9 protein-coding genes are annotated in these 16,893 nt (G+C 50.9%); 2 read left to right on the top strand and 7 right to left on the bottom strand.

Features of this window, described 5'->3' with window-relative positions:
• Positions 1-289 precede the first annotated feature (289 nt).
• The 7 genes from AC27N8_RS33680 to AC27N8_RS33650 form a co-directional block, all read right to left on the bottom strand.
• A complete protein-coding gene (locus AC27N8_RS33680) occupies positions 290-2,425 on the bottom strand; it encodes a hypothetical protein (RefSeq protein ID WP_487073807.1) in 2,136 nt (711 codons plus the stop codon).
• A gap of 507 nt (positions 2,426-2,932) precedes the next feature.
• Positions 2,933-4,195 carry a WD40/YVTN/BNR-like repeat-containing protein gene (locus tag AC27N8_RS33675; RefSeq protein WP_487073805.1) on the bottom strand — a complete coding sequence of 421 codons (1,263 nt, stop codon included), beginning with the start codon at positions 4,193-4,195 and terminating at the stop codon, positions 2,933-2,935.
• A 292-nt stretch (positions 4,196-4,487) separates the two neighbouring features.
• The gene (locus AC27N8_RS33670; protein ID WP_487073803.1) at positions 4,488-5,792 is read right to left on the bottom strand and encodes a dihydroorotase; all 1,305 of its coding nucleotides are present in this window, start codon (positions 5,790-5,792) and stop codon (positions 4,488-4,490) included.
• A gap of 481 nt (positions 5,793-6,273) precedes the next feature.
• On the bottom strand, positions 6,274-6,963 hold the full coding sequence (locus AC27N8_RS33665) for a hypothetical protein (protein WP_487073801.1): 690 nt from the start codon (positions 6,961-6,963) through the stop codon (positions 6,274-6,276).
• On the bottom strand, positions 6,960-8,273 hold the full coding sequence (locus AC27N8_RS33660) for a hypothetical protein (RefSeq protein WP_487073799.1): 1,314 nt from the start codon (positions 8,271-8,273) through the stop codon (positions 6,960-6,962). Before AC27N8_RS33660 ends, AC27N8_RS33665 begins: the two co-directional genes overlap by 4 nt.
• A gap of 67 nt (positions 8,274-8,340) precedes the next feature.
• On the bottom strand, positions 8,341-13,290 hold the full coding sequence (locus AC27N8_RS33655) for a hypothetical protein (protein ID WP_487073797.1): 4,950 nt from the start codon (positions 13,288-13,290) through the stop codon (positions 8,341-8,343).
• Positions 13,287-14,894, bottom strand: coding sequence for a CHAT domain-containing protein (locus AC27N8_RS33650; RefSeq protein WP_487073795.1), 1,608 nt, complete (start codon positions 14,892-14,894; stop codon positions 13,287-13,289). Before AC27N8_RS33650 ends, AC27N8_RS33655 begins: the two co-directional genes overlap by 4 nt.
• A 405-nt stretch (positions 14,895-15,299) precedes the next feature.
• On the opposite strand from AC27N8_RS33650, the gene AC27N8_RS33645 reads away from it, so the two are divergent.
• Together AC27N8_RS33645 and AC27N8_RS33640 are read left to right on the top strand one after the other, a co-directional pair.
• The gene (locus tag AC27N8_RS33645; RefSeq protein ID WP_487073793.1) at positions 15,300-15,980 is read left to right on the top strand and encodes an SUMF1/EgtB/PvdO family nonheme iron enzyme; all 681 of its coding nucleotides are present in this window, start codon (positions 15,300-15,302) and stop codon (positions 15,978-15,980) included.
• A gap of 79 nt (positions 15,981-16,059) precedes the next feature.
• The gene (locus AC27N8_RS33640; RefSeq protein WP_487073791.1) at positions 16,060-16,887 is read left to right on the top strand and encodes a hypothetical protein; all 828 of its coding nucleotides are present in this window, start codon (positions 16,060-16,062) and stop codon (positions 16,885-16,887) included.
• Positions 16,888-16,893: the final 6 nt, after the last annotated feature.

Raw genomic sequence — 16,893 nt, 5'->3', positions numbered from 1 at the left:
TGATCGGTTGAAGAAACGTCTGAGCCTCGCAGGCGGCTTCGCTCATACGATTGCGTAGCGATTGAGCCCTGGTATGGAGATTAATCCAGCCAGGAAGCAGTGGTGATAAGCACCTTTGCGGAAGCGATAAGAGTTTTATGATCTGAAGCTCTTATCGCTTCCTCTTTTCTTCTATAAAGAGCTAAAAATCTGAGTCACCGACCCATAAAGTATAAAAATAGAGAGAAGGCATGCAAGTTTTTGCACGCCTTCTCTCTCACTCTTCTATGCTCGTCCCACAGCAGGAGACTTACCACTTCGAATGCTTCTTGTTATTACCATACATTCTATTCTTTTTTGTTACATTACCAGCCGAAGCAGGAGCCGTTGGTGATGTCGTTACGGTACCACCGTTACCAGCAGTTGGCGTTGTAGCCGTCCCACAAGGCGTGGTTGCAGCTGTTGTCGGTGCAGCGGCGGCTGTCGTTGGTGCAGCGGCGGCTGTCGTTGGTGCAGCGGCGGCTGTCGTTGGTGCAGCGGCGGCTGTCGTTGGTGCAGCGGCAGCTGTCGTTGGTGCAGCGGCGGCTGTCGTTGGTGCAGCGGCGGCTGTCGTTGGTGCAGCGGCGGCTGTCGTTGGTGCGGCGGCAGCTGTCGTTGGTGCGGCCGTGGCACCAGTCGTCGTACAAGCAGTGGCAACAGTCCCTAAGACTGCGGTACCATTTACACCATTGACAGTAACACTTCCACAGCCGACCACTGGAGTTCCAGCCTGATTTGGATCTGTCACGGTAAAGAACCAGTTGGCTGGCAATGCGGTAAGTCCTTGCAGACCGTTAATCACCGTACTTGCATTTACAGCCCCGTTGCCATCTGTATCTTCGACCTGTGTAAAGGTCGCCGTTCCCGTGCAACTATTGGGAGCAAGATTAACATTGACTCTCTGATTCGGATGATTTGGATATGTGAGTGCTAACGTCACATCGGCGTTACCAGCCTGCGTATCAAGAGCAATAGTGGCCTGACCGGTTGCTACTTGTTGTACTCCGCCAGCACCTGTCCCAGCACCGTTGCCTGTACCTCCATTGCCTCCGCCGTTACCTGCCCCTCCATTGCCTCCCCCATTTGCAGCACCTGCAAAGGTAGCGCCAATCACAATGCCATTTCCGTCCATCTGGAGGGTAACCGGGTTGGCCTGATTGATAAGATTCTGACAGTTTAGATTGGTGAAAGATTGGTTATAGCGCATCGCCAGAAAGGAGAACAGAGAATTTGCAGCGTCTGGTACTGGCGAGGTAGCCGCCACGGTGATAGGCATGTCTAATTTGAGACGGGCTAAACCAGTTGTAAAGAAGTTCTGACAATAGGTTGTACCACTTGCCGCCCCAGCATTGCCGGCAGGGGCCTGATCTACACCAACGCGGTATAAATTAGTTTTTCTCAGGCTAGCATTATTATTATTCAATACCATCGGGTCAGTTACTGGAAGAAGCGCGATGGGAGCAGCCTGATCAGCATTGGCCATAATCTCATCCAGGGCAAGCGCAGAGACTGGCGTGTTATTATTGGCCAGGTCAGGAGCAGTCCAGGGAGTACAACCAAGCGCAGGATCAACAAATGCTGTAAGCAGAGCGTTATCGCTCGGATTGGCGATGGTGGTTCCATTTGCAACCGCAGCCTGGTTGGCTGCACTAAATTGTGCTGTCTGACCATTTCCATTGGCAATGTATTGTGTCTGAACGTTATCGCTCTGGTCCTGGTCAATCAAGCCAAAGTCGCGTGATGTCAGGCATGGCATACCATCTTTAGCAGTTCCCAGAGCCGGTACCTTCACCAGGCCAGCGGCAATCCCCTGTTTGGCAGAGGCAAAGAAGCGCACTGCATTACAATAGGCAAATTGTCCAAAGACCGATCCATTCAGGCCATTGACACATCTGCCCTGATTGAGCGTATTTCCTGTCGCTCCTTTGAGTGTCAGGTTGGTCCCGTTAAATCCAAACCAGAGACCCACGACGGCATTTGCAGGCAACGTAGGAGCAGTTGGGACAACTGCTGGCTGCGTACCAGCATCAATGACCAATGGATTATATACGCTAAATGCGCCTGTAGCCGGATCATAAATAACACCCTGGACAAAGGCACTTTGAGCTGCATTGGCCTCGTTACAAGGTCCATTGGCAGCCGCATCGGGTGCCGAGAGCTGATATGGCGTAGCAAGTCCCTTCGCAGATAGTGGGTTCGCGGGCACTTGCAAGGTGCAGTTAGGATTCGGATCGGCCGCAGCAGCATGAGATGCAACTTTATACCATGCGAACACTGATCCACCAATAATCAGAAGTACCAGTGGAACAATGATACCAATCAGCATCAGCGGCGAAAAGCGCCGTCCTCGCCTCTGCGAGTACATGGAGGTGCTTGATCCTAAATTAGCTCGTAACTTGGTCGGCATGATTTCTTAACCCTCTCTTAGACTACGATCAACAATTTCTATATGCATCACGTCTGTTGGTAGGCAACTTTTACGGCGAGCAGCAGACATAAGAAAAAAGTACATTATTCACTTCACTGCCTTTCACACATATCACTACATCGATTAAGCTGGCCATGAATTTACTCATTGACATTCAACTTTCGTGCTCTACGCAAAATACTACCACTATTTAGAAATGCACATGCGGGCACTTCTTTTTGGTTAAGAAAAGGTACCACCACCAGTTAAGGTTTCTCAACCTAAATCATATTTTTTTAGGATATTTTTCTGTCATAAACACACTTCTGTAAAAATAAAGACCTGTGCACGTGTGCAATTTCTGAACCCAAAAGTAGCGTCGTACGCTCGCGTACGATGTCCAGTTTCTCGTACGAGACAGCAGGCTTACAGCGAGCCACACCGGGGTGCCTGATCGTACGTCGAGTGGACATCGTACGCGAGCGTACGACGCTACTTTTGGGTTATTTATAGGACTGTATAATTCACCTCTTGCCAGGAGTTTCCTCCATTGGAGGTGCGCCACAGACCATTGCCTGCTGCCCATCCATGCTGGTTATCAGTGAAGCTAAGCGAATGAACCTCAGGACCAACCACTCCGTCCAATTTGCGCCAATAAGTACCGTTCTGTAGATCAGCATTATTCAGAGTAGTCATCCAGGTTATACCGTAATTATCGGTGACATAGCCGTGGGACTGATCAACGATATAAAAGTCACTTGGGCTACCAGGACTCCCACTGGAACGCAATGTTTTGGCATCGCCAGCGATCCAGGTCTTACCGCTATCAAGCGTCTGATAGACCACAAATCCCTGGATCGATGTCCCGATCGACACATAGACGGGCAGATAACCATGCGATCCAAAGAGAACAGGAGGCGTGGTCAGGTATTCACCCGCCGCAGATGGCAGATTCTTGATCACTGGAAGGCTGAGATTGGTCCACGTCAGGCCACCATCATGGGTCACAGCCAGCTGAGGCGTGGCATAAGGACCTCCAAAAGCCAGGAAACCTGTCGTCGTATCAAGAAACGAGATGCCACTGACTTGATCGCTGGTATAGAGCGTCGATAAAGCCGACCAGCTCGCACCACTATTCGTCGTTTTATAGAAGCTATATCCCTCGTGACCGGCACCAGGATCACCACCAAGCATCAACCACCCAATAGTCCCGCGAAATTGTAAGGCCACAATATGTGATACGTTTGATGGCGAGATGGTTGTTTTTCCCCATGTCTGTCCGCCATCCGTCGTGCGCAATATCGTCACCGGATTCTGATACATGCCAGCCTGATAAGCAATCCAGGCATGCAAGCCATCGGTAAACGTAAAGGTTGGCGGCAGCTGGCTGGATGGGCCATTGGTATAGGTAGGTGTCACAATCATCCAATGGTCACCGCCATCGATAGTACGCAGAACCGTCGTCTTGTTGGCAACCGCCCATCCAACCGACTGATTGATCATACGCACCGTTGTCAGACGCACTGCAGAGCTTGTCGGACTGCCTCCACTCCCTCCACTCCCCACGCTACCCGAGGTTGCCTTCGCCGTACTGCTTGCATGCACAATCGCAGTCATGCTCCCTTTTACTGAAGTCGTGGGGATAGTTGGCACATTCCCTGTATCCGAAGTAGGCTGATTACTACAAGCACTCAAACATAAGATCAGGCAACATAGCATGCCCAGAGTGAGCCAGTAAAACTTCTTTTGCGTTCTTTTTCTAATATTCACAGATTATTACCTCTTTATATATCCCCTAAGCATAGAAAAGCATCAATACTCGTATACGCGAAAAGCCCAAGAGGAGTCCTACATGTGATTTCTATAATATGTATTCTTATTTCAAACTATACATCTTTAATAAAATATTTTCTATGATGTACTTCACAGTTCTTCAGTGATTCTTACACCATGTGGGGACAGATCAAAGAGGAAAGTATTATCTCCACAGCAACGAGCGGTCGCCGACCACTAATTTCGTGGTCGGCGACCGCTCGTTGCTATACCGTAACGGGGAACACATCTACTGGGGATGTCCATATCTTACAGGCTTACCACTACCGGGTTGCGTCAGACACGTTTCTCGCTCATAGGCAAGGGTGCCGCGCAGGTAGACCTGTTCGATTTTTCCGACGACTTTAGTGCCGGCGAACGGTGTCCAGCCGCATTTTGAGAGAATCTGCTGGTTGGTGATCTCGGAGATGGGATGCGGATCAAATAGGACGATATCAGCATCTTTGCCAATAGAGAGGGCTCCTTTGTTTTGCAAGCCGAAGATCCGGGCTGGATTACTGACGCAGCGCGTGATGATCTCTGCCAGCGAGACTTTTCCTGCGCTGACGGCTGTCATCAGAAGGGGGAGCATTGTTTGGACACCAGGCATACCCGAGGGAGCCTTCTCATAAGGCTGATCCTTCTCTGCACGCGTATGTGGAGCGTGGTCGGTGCCAATTGTGTCGATACTGCCAAAGAGACGCCACAAGGCTTGTTGATCTGCCGGACTACGCAGAGGGGGATTCACTTTGCCATAATTCCCCAGTCGCTGCTGATCATCGGAGTTCAGAAAGAGATGCAGAGGCGTGACTTCGCAGGTGACGCGGACGCCTTTATGCCTGGCTTCCTGGATCAGTTCAAGCTCTCTTTGCGTGGTCGTGTGGGCAACGTGGACCATACGCCCCGTTCGTTCGGCAATCGCCAGCGCACGACTCAAAGCGATCTGCGCACTGACAGGCGGACGCGCCTGATTATGATCCTGCAAGCCGAGCGCTCCAAAATATTTGAGCGATTGTTCGTCCTCCGCATGGACAACGATCGGCTTGTGGGCGGGGAAAGTCGAGAAGTGTCGATAAATAGGTGAGAACTCCGTCACGAGCAACGATCCTGTGGACGATCCCATATAGAGTTTTAGCGCCGCAACTTCATCGGCGCTGGAGAGAGCTTCATCGATATTCGTATCGGTCGCCCCAAAATACAATCCATAATCGACGACCGCCTTCGTCGCTACCAGAGCAGCTTTTTCTCTCAAATGCTCCAGACTGGCTGTGGAGGGATGCGTATTCGGCATATCGAGCACCGTCGTCACACCGCCCGCCAGGGCCGCTTGTGTCCCACTTAAAAAATCCTCTTTATAGGTCGCACCCGGATCTCTAAAATGAACGTGCGAGTCGATAAAACCCGGCAGAACATACAGGCCAGACGCATCGATGCACTGCTCCTCCGGCTCGGGCGCAAGTTGGGAGGCCAACTCTACAATAATTTCTCCACGCGTACGCAGATCCAGCCGCACTGGACCATCCTCCAAAACTACAAGACCGTTACGAAATAACACGCTTCTTTATTCTCCCTGGACAGCCAGCCAGATACTCCTGTTCCCTCAGGAGTGTCTACCGCGCAAACAGTTTTCTAAAGTGAAACAATATAATATTGCTTACAATATAGACATCATACCACTCAGCCCCTCTCCAGGAACACTGTGCCTGACACTTAATGATGCATCAGTCAGAAATGGTACGGGCCAAACATTCCTGACGGTACAGGCGTCGCACACTCTAGTAGGACATTATATTCCCAGACACGTTGCGGCATCTTCTTGAGTCGACGGCTCTGAAACTCAGCATGGAGAATCATTCTCTCCCTATGCCATTGTACCTCATAGGCCAAGTCGGCATGAATCATGCAAGCTTGAAGTTCTTTATCGCGCTCGCCCAGAAACTCGGCACCTTCTAACAAAAATGATACAAAGGATTGAGGTACTGCGGGGATTTTCGTAGGAACGTCAATGATTGATGTCTATGACAAATCATAACAGCTCACACAGAATCACGTAGTATAGGACGTATACCCAATTGTAACATGCGCTCTCCTATATCCGGATGTCGTAGAGGATGGAAGATCTCCTGTATGCTTGTTCCGGATCTTCCTGATTGAGGAGGGATTCCACATGCGCTACAGCGATTGTAGGTAGTATCCTGGTATACGTACTCTAACATGCCAGAACGTAGCATCAGCTGATGCGAGAGCTTGCGTTCCACCCCGTCTCGCAGACGTTGATACGTCGGTAAGATCTTTTCACAGGACTCTAGCAAGTATTTAGCGCGTGGATGCAGTCCTGATAGGTCCATGATCTGCTCAAAAAAAGCAGGGTGCGCTTTGAGCTGATCAAAGGCTTGTAAGGCTCTACTCCATTCCTCAACAGTGGGCAAGTCAAAACCTCGCCCGTACCAGTGAATAAACGCACGCGCCTCAGAGAGTGTGATACCTGTAAGAAATGCACACAAGAAATTCTGAGCAACGAGTTCCTCGGGTGCCAGGCGCGGGTTCATGCGCATACGCTCACGATACCAGGCGCGATCAAACCGGCTATCAATCGTCTCACACAAAAAGTATTCGATCTGGATTTTGGTGATGGGCAGCCAGAAAAGCGCGAATCCTTGCCCTGGTACATCAACCAGCGGAAAATGGGTTTGCGGATCGACGCGGCATGATAGCATGTTCATCATAGCTTTTTCGTTCTCTCCATTACATGCTCCAGGAAGGCACTGACAGCCGGGGCTATTTCTCCACTATGCGTAAAAACCCGTCGATGAGGCAACCAGGTCGCGACCAACTCTCTGTGAGCAACGACCAGCAACACTCTGTTCATCCAGTGCGTGGAGAACAGATCAACAAAGTCCAGGGGGAGCGTATCATTCACAAGAAGAACAACAGCGGTATCAGGTTTAAGACTGTCCAGAATCGGACCAATCAGTGAAAGGTGGTAAGATGATTGAATTCCCATCGGTAAGATGCCCAGGGGAAATGCTGGCTCAATCTGCCCCGGATAGTATGTCGCAACATAGCCCCCATGCGCCTTCAACTCATCATAAAAGCGCACAATCGTCTCCTGGCTGGCCAGGCCCGTGCTCTCAATCGTCGCAGGCACGATTAAAGCCACTTCCTGTTCAGAGACCCGTGGTTGACCAAGTTTGATGGCCCAGATTAAAGCGTCAAGTACACGAATAGCCCGCACCTGGGTATGCAAGATGATATCACTTGCATCCATATTGCTACCATATGCAGAATTGATCGTAAAGTAGACTTGCGCGCCGGCATCCTGGATCATATTGACAAAAGCATCGCCCCCATCGACACACTCAATCGTGTATTCTCGCAAGATGTCAGATATTTCGCACATCTTCTCAAAATAGGCATCTTCATCCAGCGCTGGTAGCTCGGAACTGCGCTTTGCTCGCAGTTGATCATAAGGATCAGTCGACAGATAGTCGATGACATCAAATGGTAGCGGTTCTAATCCGGGCCGCATACCCAGGAGGATATCTGCTTTGGTGTAGACGACCAGGATATTTTTGTCAAGAATCGGAATATTCAGCTCGGACATAGCATCCAGGTAGATCGTAAATAAACTATCCAGCGAATAACCCGCTTCATTATTATTGATCAGGTCATCCAGGCTGACCACGCACCAGATGGTGTTGACGCGGTGAAGCGCACGTACATATTCCGGTTGGCTGCCAGCTTTGTCGAGCACTTCACCGGCCAGATCATAAGCGACCATCGCCATCGAGTTTGCAACCAAAAATTTATTATTCATTATCAGAAGCGGTTTGGGCTGTGTACTGGGCTGTGTCGCTGGTAGTTTCACATTCCCGCTTTTAAAGCGTGCTGACCACTCAGCTAGCTTTTTCTGCGTGGCATCATCGAGTGGGCGCACATAACTACCGGTAGCGATTTTCGCCACCGCCTGGGTGGATTGCATAAGGCTGAAGAGTAACACCGTTTTCCCATGGGATGGCAATCCGAACGTGCCCAAGCACATCACATTCCTGTTTCGTGCGCACTCAACGTACTTGGACGGAAGCTTTTCCCCGCAATCCGCGTTATTGCACAGATTGGTTGGTTGTGGGTCCTGCATGGTCAGACAATAGGGACACATGATCATAGCTTTCTTTTTCTCCTCGAGATTGTTTTAGTAAAGTTTCCAGGGTTAATTGAGTGCTCTCCCCCAGGGCAACTATCTCACCACGATAGGGATGCCATCCGCCAAGGCGGGCCACCCATAAGCGTGAGGACCAGTGATCCTGCTCGACCCAATCATCGTAATCAATCACGGGCGTAGCCGTGATAATAAGCACAAAGTCTACCTGTTCGGCAGGATAGCATTCGAGTAAGGGGCCGATTAGCTGTGGGTGTTTACGCCGATTGCTGATCTCGTACTCGCTTATTTTTCGGCGACTGTTATGTACCTTGGCTCGAATCTCTTTCTTGCCCAGCCACTGTAACATCAGCGTGATACGTTGGCCTTTGCCCTGCCGCCGCTGTCTGACAAACTCATCAAGCACAAGGTTGGCCTGGCGAACAGCGGTTTTGTTATGTGCTTCGACCAACACGACTCCGTAAGATTCGCCCTGTTTCAAGCGCTCAATAGTGCCATCCAAGCGGTTCTGGAGCGCATTCATCAGATGATTAAGCAATACTTCCAGATTTTGCAGGCCGGCCAGGGTAGCGGCTCTGGCATCGGGATCGCGCAAACTGGCCTGCTGAAATTCGATTTGCTGGAGTGCCCACTGGTAACGAGCGTTCTCTTCCTGTCCCTCACTGGAAGGCAAAACAGCCAGAAACTTGCTGTCCATATCCCTGGGTGCGGGCTCCCCTTTCCTGGCAGGTCGAGCCGATTGAGACGAGAGATAACGACGAGAAACATTTTCACCAAAGGTGCGAAAGTTACTGAACGATTGATTGAATTCAATGAACAGCCGGGTCATAGCGATCAATTGATAATCATACTTCAACCGTTCACGCAAAGGAGCGATATCTCTGGTAGAAATTTTATTGATGCACACGAAGAGTGCTCCATCACTTTCATTTAAGAGCTGGAGCCAATCGCTCGCCCTGGCGAGTTGGAAAAGCACAGAGAGCACTGGCACAATCTCTGTATACAAACTGGCACAGGCCACGACCTGCGTCAGCAGGCCAGTCAGAGCTCCATACGTATTAGCCGCCAGGGTTGGATTATCCACTCCGTAGAAGTAAAAAAGCATGCGCGTACAGGCGATCCCCATCTGCTGCCTGAGTTTTTTGGCTCTCTTTGTCGCCTTATCTTCACGCTCTTCTGCCTTCTCACGCAACATATGCTCGACCAGACGGATGGCCTCGGGCAAGTTTTCCCGCGATCTCAGCATGATTGTCCAGAGAATAAAGAGCGAGACATCGGGATAAAGAGCACTGGTATCCGAAAGTTGCGCCAACCAGGTCTCAATTTCGCCGCACAGACTCTCAAACGTGCGCGGTTCAACCCCAGGCACGCCAATATATGCGCGCAAGTCACGCCAGAGCTCCTCTACCGGGCAGGAGCGTAACGTCGTGGTAACTTTCTGCCGCAGCTCCTCCTCCAACGTCCCCAGGCTTTCTGTGCGCACAACCTTCAGAAGAGCGGCGAGTGAGTCGGGCAACCCCATCGTTGCTGCCGGCGACAGCAGATAAACTTTACCTTGCCAGGGCTGGCTAGTGGCCCCTGTGGTCGCTTTCTGGCGCTGAAGATGCTCCGTGAAGATATTACCTTTAGGTTCCTGGGTAGCATCAGCAGCATTGCGGTATAATTCAGCCAGGTCCAGAATCGGTTCGGTATGAAAAACTGTTACAAAGTACGTCTGCTCCGCTGTGTATCCCTGCCCCTGCCTGGAAATCATCACCGGCAACAGAAGGGGCGGGCGATTGGCCCCTCGGAGTTGCAGATCATCCGGACCAAAAGAGGTCATCCCATCATTACTATCCTCCTGCCCATTCTCAGCCCGGTTGTCGCTATTCAAAACACGGCTGCGACCGGTATAACCCAGCCAGTGCAGGTGAACGGGGGTGATGGCGGAGAGGTTCTGCAACAGATTGAAGATGCGTTCACGGCTTTCTCGTGATTCCTGCTCGCCATCAACGACGACAATCCCGGCTCGTTTACTGGCTGGTAAGTCCATCACAACTCCATCCATAACGTAGGAATGAGAGATCAAGATGCGCGCGATACGATTGAGCACCGGGTAGCCGGATTTGATCCAGAGAAAGAGAACATTGCGCAACCTGCGACGCTCCTCCTGAGCCGCGCTGTTCATGGCTTGAGACAGGACCGCGCTGACAACCGTTTGCCAGCGCTCCTGATACGGATTCTCTGCCTCGTCAGCTTCTGCTCGTTCATCTTCTGCCAGTTCATACTCTTTGGAGGCCGTGAATTGACGATCATTTGCAGTGTGCTCCTCCCGAACTGGCAGGCGCGACAGGTTCTCGTACCACTGCTGAATAGCATAGAGTGCGTAGACCAGGGAATCGCCCCGCAGCAGTTTGCCTACCTCCATGTGGATATCCGCAGTCCCGCTATCTATGAGATCTTCGAACTGCAAAAGAAATTTCACATCATACAGAAATACCTCCTGCGTCACGATGTGTGTACGCATTGCCATGGGAATCAGGTACAGCAGCGGGTATGCCGATTGCTCTAACAGTGAGGCATCCTTGATGCTGATCGATGCATAAAAAAGATAGTTTAAGGCCATATGTCCGATTTGCCAGAGCGAACTCTTTGTATCTTTACGATCCAGCCAAACGCGCACCAGGTGCGTGATATCGCGCGGCGACATCTGCGCCATATGTCCCAGCGTTTGCAGCAGCATCATGCGCATCTGATTTTTCCAGGAATTGGTTAGCGCGCCAATATCGCGTCGGATGGCTGCATCAATAGCCTCTTTGTGGTCTGCATAGAGACGATTGAGATACTGCTCCTGCTCGATCTCGCTGAGGTTTCTGAAGAGGCGGCCTTTGTCCGTGACAGGTTCCACGGCGGTTTCAGCTTCCTGCCTGAGCCGTGCCCGGTACGCGGCATATATGTTACGCTGCTCTTCATTGATCGCCTCTTCACCAAAGCGGCTATGAACTTCAACCAGTTCTGTCAGGATATTCCGTAATGTTGCTAGTTGCGCTTTCCCACGTTGTTTCTGGTCTTGCGTCATCGTGGCCTGGTATTCCGGCAGATCAGCATCATCCTCCTCTTCCAGCTCATCCCCTTCACTTGATGCCAGGTGCTCATCTTCCAGAGTGCGGGCAATCGCTTCGTAGATGTAGGCAATACTGGCGGCAACCACCCACATCTGGTCAAAGCGTTGACTTTGGCACCAAGCTCGCAAAAGCTGCTCGATAAAATCGAAATGCACGTCGCGACGTGCAATTTCAGCCAGCACAAAAGCGGCTGTGAGCGAGACCGGGGCACGTTTATCACCCACGAGTTGCTCCAGCAGGATACGCAGTTTCGTGAAATGGTAGACCCCTACCCGGGCAATCATCAGCGCGATCGCGTAGCGCAGCTGGCGTAGTCGATCACTGGAGGCTGTATAGCGCATATCAGTGGTCGCATGCCTCGCCTCATATTCGCTCAAATGATGAATGATGCCAATCAGACCAGTAAAGGTAGAGGCATCGTCGGGATCAATCAAGGACCAGAGAAGTCGTTGGTAATTTTCAACCTGGGCCTCGACATACTGACGATACTTACGATTACGAAACTCCAGGATATTAAAACGCACCTGGATGTCCAGTTTGCTATGCATCATATGGGTGCCAATGCGCCGGGGATCAATAAATTCATCAGAACCATCCATACCCTGCCTTCTCAATGCGTTGACCGCTTCGGTATATATTTCTTCCAGCATTGGCATATCCAGTTTATCGAAAAGAACTACCAGTAGAGCATATAGCTGATAGTTCATCGGTTTTAATTTGTTAAACCAGACATGAGGGGCTTTGAGCGCTTGGTTTTCTTTTTTCGTAAGTTCATCAATCAGGACTTGTAGATCCATATCCTTCTTCTCGAACAGGTGATACAGATCCGAAGGGGTTAAATGCGGATTCAGATGTTCCCGGGCCGCCAGCAGTTCAGCTCGCTCGTTGCCAAAGAGGAATTTTTCCGGAAAAAAAGAATCGATCAGTTTATCCATCACGATCCGGCAATCAACGCCTGTCGTATGCAGGATAGAAAAATTTTTGATTTGCAGTTCAGCTAAATGTGGACCATTAAGCACCGTAAAAATAAACCAGATGTTGGTCAGATTCGCCAGCTTTTCATTCAGGTGGGTAAAACGATTTGTCAGATGGTCGAGCCCGATTTGATTTTTATCAAAGACCTCGTCAAAGAGGATGACTGCATTGGAGGGAAGTTGCTCATCAGCAACAATTTGAACCAGGGTGCGCTCGCCAGGATCAACATACTGATACACATCCAGTGCCTGTGTATGTTGTGGCCAGAGGTTTAACGCCAAGTACAGGGCTGTCGTAAGCTTACCGCTGTGCTCCTGCCCGGCAACGATGAATATATGGTCGGTCGATTGCCTGACGTGCCGTTCGAAGTCCTGGTACCCTGCCGGTCTAACAAAAAGATCGTTGACGAGCTTGAAGTCGTGGGGCTCAAAACGCTGCAGCGTAATGTTTTGCTGACTAAAGTCAGCCCGGCGCTCATCCTCGCGCTGCTTTATCCATTGCTGCTGCTGAAAACTGGCATCCTCCTGCCACGTAGCCCAATCATCTTGATCCTTTTTCTGTGGCCCCATTTCTGTCGAGCTCGTTTCAGTGATTGGTTGCTTGCTTGTTTCCTCCTCCTCATCACTCTCCAACTCATCAACAGGCAGTAGCAGTGGGGACTGTTCCTGCTCTTCTGTCAGAGACTGCTGTAGTCCCATAGCAGGAGGCTGATCGGTTTCAGCCCGGGGAGTCTCGCTTTGCGGCGCATTGTCTTGGAGCGGTTCCATAGCCGATACTGGCTGTGCCTGGTCTCCTGGCTCTGGGGTCTCTATCATATATTATCATCCTCTGTGCGCACAAAAAAGAGTTCATCGGGATCTATTCCGAGCTTGTATTTCAGGTGAAAAATGTGTGCTTGCTCGGCCTGGTAACGAAGAGAGATTTCATCACATGCCTTGCGGAAAGCCTGGCCCACACTCTCCCCATAGGAGAGTGCCCGGTAAAAGAGTTCGGAGAAGCGAACGGCCAGGCCGTCATTGATTGTTTCGCGTATGCCAATCGCGCAATCTATATACTCACAGATGTTCTCGGCCAGCGGCTCAGTGTAGCAGGCGTTGAGGACGACGCAGCGTAACGTATTCTGGTAATTGCGCAGGATGCCAGCAATGGTTGAGAACGGAATAGGGTCTGGTTCTGCGCTCAATCCTGTTGCAGCGTGCATCCCATCACGCGTTTCACTGAGAGTCGTATATTGTTCCAGGGCCAGTTCCCCGGAGGGGAGAGCATGGCCTGAAAAATGCAGAATGGCAGGACGATGGCTCAAAAGATAGCCTGAAAGATCTTGTATACGCACACTTTCTTCGCGCCAATCAAAGAAACGCCAGTTCTCGCGCATCGCGAATTTGATCTCTTTCATTTCATGATCGATGCGCAACCCTTCTAGGACCTGAGTGTGGTGGCGCGGGTTTGCCTTCAGGACTAGTACCCTGACACGGGCGCGTGTGACTGAGGATTTCCTGATCCGGCGTCTGGAGGTACGTACAGGTCCCAGGTCCAGGTTAGGGGTCTGTGCCAGCGTGATTAGTCCACCCCCCTCTTCATTTGCTGTCTCGACCGGATTGTTTTCCAGGCGCGCCCGCGTGCAGGCGACTGCAAGATCGTGCGTCAACAGCCGATCATAAAAGCCCTGCAAAAGCTCAGGAGCCGAGCGAGACTGTGCCGACTGGCAAAGCAAAAATGGTACATTGAGCCGGCTGAGCGTAGAAGCGGCTGGCACTCCCTGCTGTGTTGACAATATAAAGCTACGCATACCCGACTGTATGTTCAACAAAAAGTTCAGTTCGTCTACCCCTGGAGCGGCACCTGCCAGCGCTAAGGCGAAATCTGGATCGCATAGGCCAACGTGATGCCAGAGATGAAAGGGTGACAGAGCATCCCGAAAGACCCGATACAGGTGCCTGGCATCCCGCAGGCTGACTGAGCTCACCAGTACCCGGTCCGCGTGGCGCTCACGCCACGCTTTCACCATCTGCACGATCGCTTTACCCATGGTACTTTGTTCCTCGTTAGGTGCCAGCGTCAGCAGGAGGCGTAGCGGCCCTTGCTCCAATCTGAGCGCTGGCATAGGATGATCCTGGCACGCCGCAGGCAATAGCACAATTGGATGGCGCAAAGCAAGAGCGCACACACCATCGTGCAGCAGCGACCAAGGCCAGTCAAACAGCTCATCAGGGAGATAGAGTAGAAGGCGATCAGGTATACGCTCCCGATACCTCTTCAAAATAGGGCCTGTGAAGATCTGCTGATACAGCCAGTGTCCTGGCGCAGCAGAAACCGTTGAGGGTAACGAGCTGAATGCCAGCGGCGCCTGTTCACCGCTTGAAGTACGAATGATGAATCCGGCAGCATCTTTCCGTAGCGAAAGAATGAAATCATCCATTTTCTACCTGTTACATTTTACTTATGGTGGACATCCTATCAGCAACAATTCCCACTTACCACATAAAAAACACCTGTAGAGAAGTGGCTCGTTCAATAATCCTCTCTTCTTCTCTATCCTATTTGCGGACCTGCTGCAAATTTTCAGTACTTTTGATTACTACAAGAAAAATATAGTGCGAAACCTATCATTTATGGCTACTATATTATACCAGACAAGTATGGTAATATATATAGGTAAAGGAAGTTTTTCTACCTACTTAGTAGGAGGATAATAGTTTTTTCTGGTAAAAACGGTGGCTCTTCAGTAGGCAACGCGTAAGTAATGTATAAAAGAACCGGCAAAAGCCTCTGCAGAGTTCTGGTGGTAGAGTTCTCCGTAAGCGGTGAAAGGGATGAAATTCGCATGACGGTGCCTTTCAATCTTTCTGTGGATAAAACTGGTTTTCCAATCATAGAGATGCCCGGGCTGCCTTTCAAGATGCTCTGGTTACCAGTGACAAAGATTCAGTTCGAATATTTTCTGGTGGATACGGGTGCCTACGATAACGATTGGTATCAGGACAAGTTACGGCACTATAATCCCAGGATTTCTGCGGGCAGTCTTGGCGTCACCAACTATTGGCAGGCGTTTATGACTGGCCTTTTGCCGTTTGAGGCTCGCCGCTATGCCGAGTGGGTTGGACGCGGCTCCGATCTTCCGACTGCTCAGGAATGGAAAACCGCGCTGAACACGCTGGGACGCTGGCCGGCTGACCCTACGTTTGTAGACGCGGTTCTTCAGCTATCCGGCCTGAACGAGCGCGCCCGCGTGTTAATTCAAGCAATTGAGCATGTGCTGCTCGCAGAGAAAGATCAGTTATACGGCGGTCACTTCCTATGCGACCAGATGGCAATGCGTTTGGGTGTACTTGAGCTCCTCTACGAAGATTCACAGCACCTTTCGTACTGTTGCTGGGGCCAGCCGAACAGGCGCTTCGACAGCCACCTTAATAATCCTTTACGCGATACAGCGCCCATCCGCTTTAGTGATCGAAACGGGATACGCATGAAAGCGGGGGGATTTCGCTTAATTTTCTGGCAATAGTATACAACGAATAAGATAAACGAAAAAATTTAGAAGCATCGTTCATAAAGATAGATAGATATGATAATGCGGAGGCTGCATGCCTGATTTACAGATTCAGCATGTGATTTTTACACGCGTGGAGAGAGCCTATTCACCCAATAATGTTAGCGGCTATCAAATTGCCTATAAATCGGCCTCCCTGGGAAACGATACCACTACGATAGAAAAACGGCTGCAATGCTTTGAGCCCGGTAGGCGGGAAAGCGTACGCTACCAGTTTTTCTGGACGGAGCAGGGTCAGGCGGTGCTGGCACGGAGCACTCCCCTCGCGGAAATCGATCCGGAGGTGATTGACCTGGCGCAACGCGATGCCTTTCTCGCGCACGCCCTGGTAGTGAGTAAAGCAGATTTTTCGCGTATCCATAATGATCCCTTTGCAATCTTTGAGGCGGCGGAAAATAACGATATTTTCGCGGACGACGTAGGTCGACTGGTTGACTATCTGCACGCGAAAGCCTCTGCGCAAACACTGGCTGTGCCTCTGCGCAAACGAGCGGAGGTGCGTGAACTGTTGGAGGACTGGCGGTCCGAAGATCTATTGCAGCTCTACCACCTGGGCATACAGGCGCCTTTATTGAGCCGTCAGGGACGCTCACTACTGCTGCAGTCCGACGATCAAGATGAGATCTGCGATCTCTTGAAGGTCATGCACATACTGATCCCACCCAATGATCGCTCGGCTTGCACTTTTGATACCTGGGTAGATGGCTGCATGCCGCATGGCGGTACGTTGTGGGCGGTTGGCATAAGCACTGAGAGAAGCCATCCGGACTTTTTGCCGATCCGCCTCGTGAACCAAGGGCTGGAGTTCAAAGGGGTAAGTAACGGCTTTCCTGACCCAAAAGCGCAGGCCCGGTCAGCATAACCAGCA

Source organism: Dictyobacter sp. Z7_2 (genome assembly GCF_057551105.1).
This window is presented reverse-complemented; position numbering and strand designations above follow the sequence as displayed.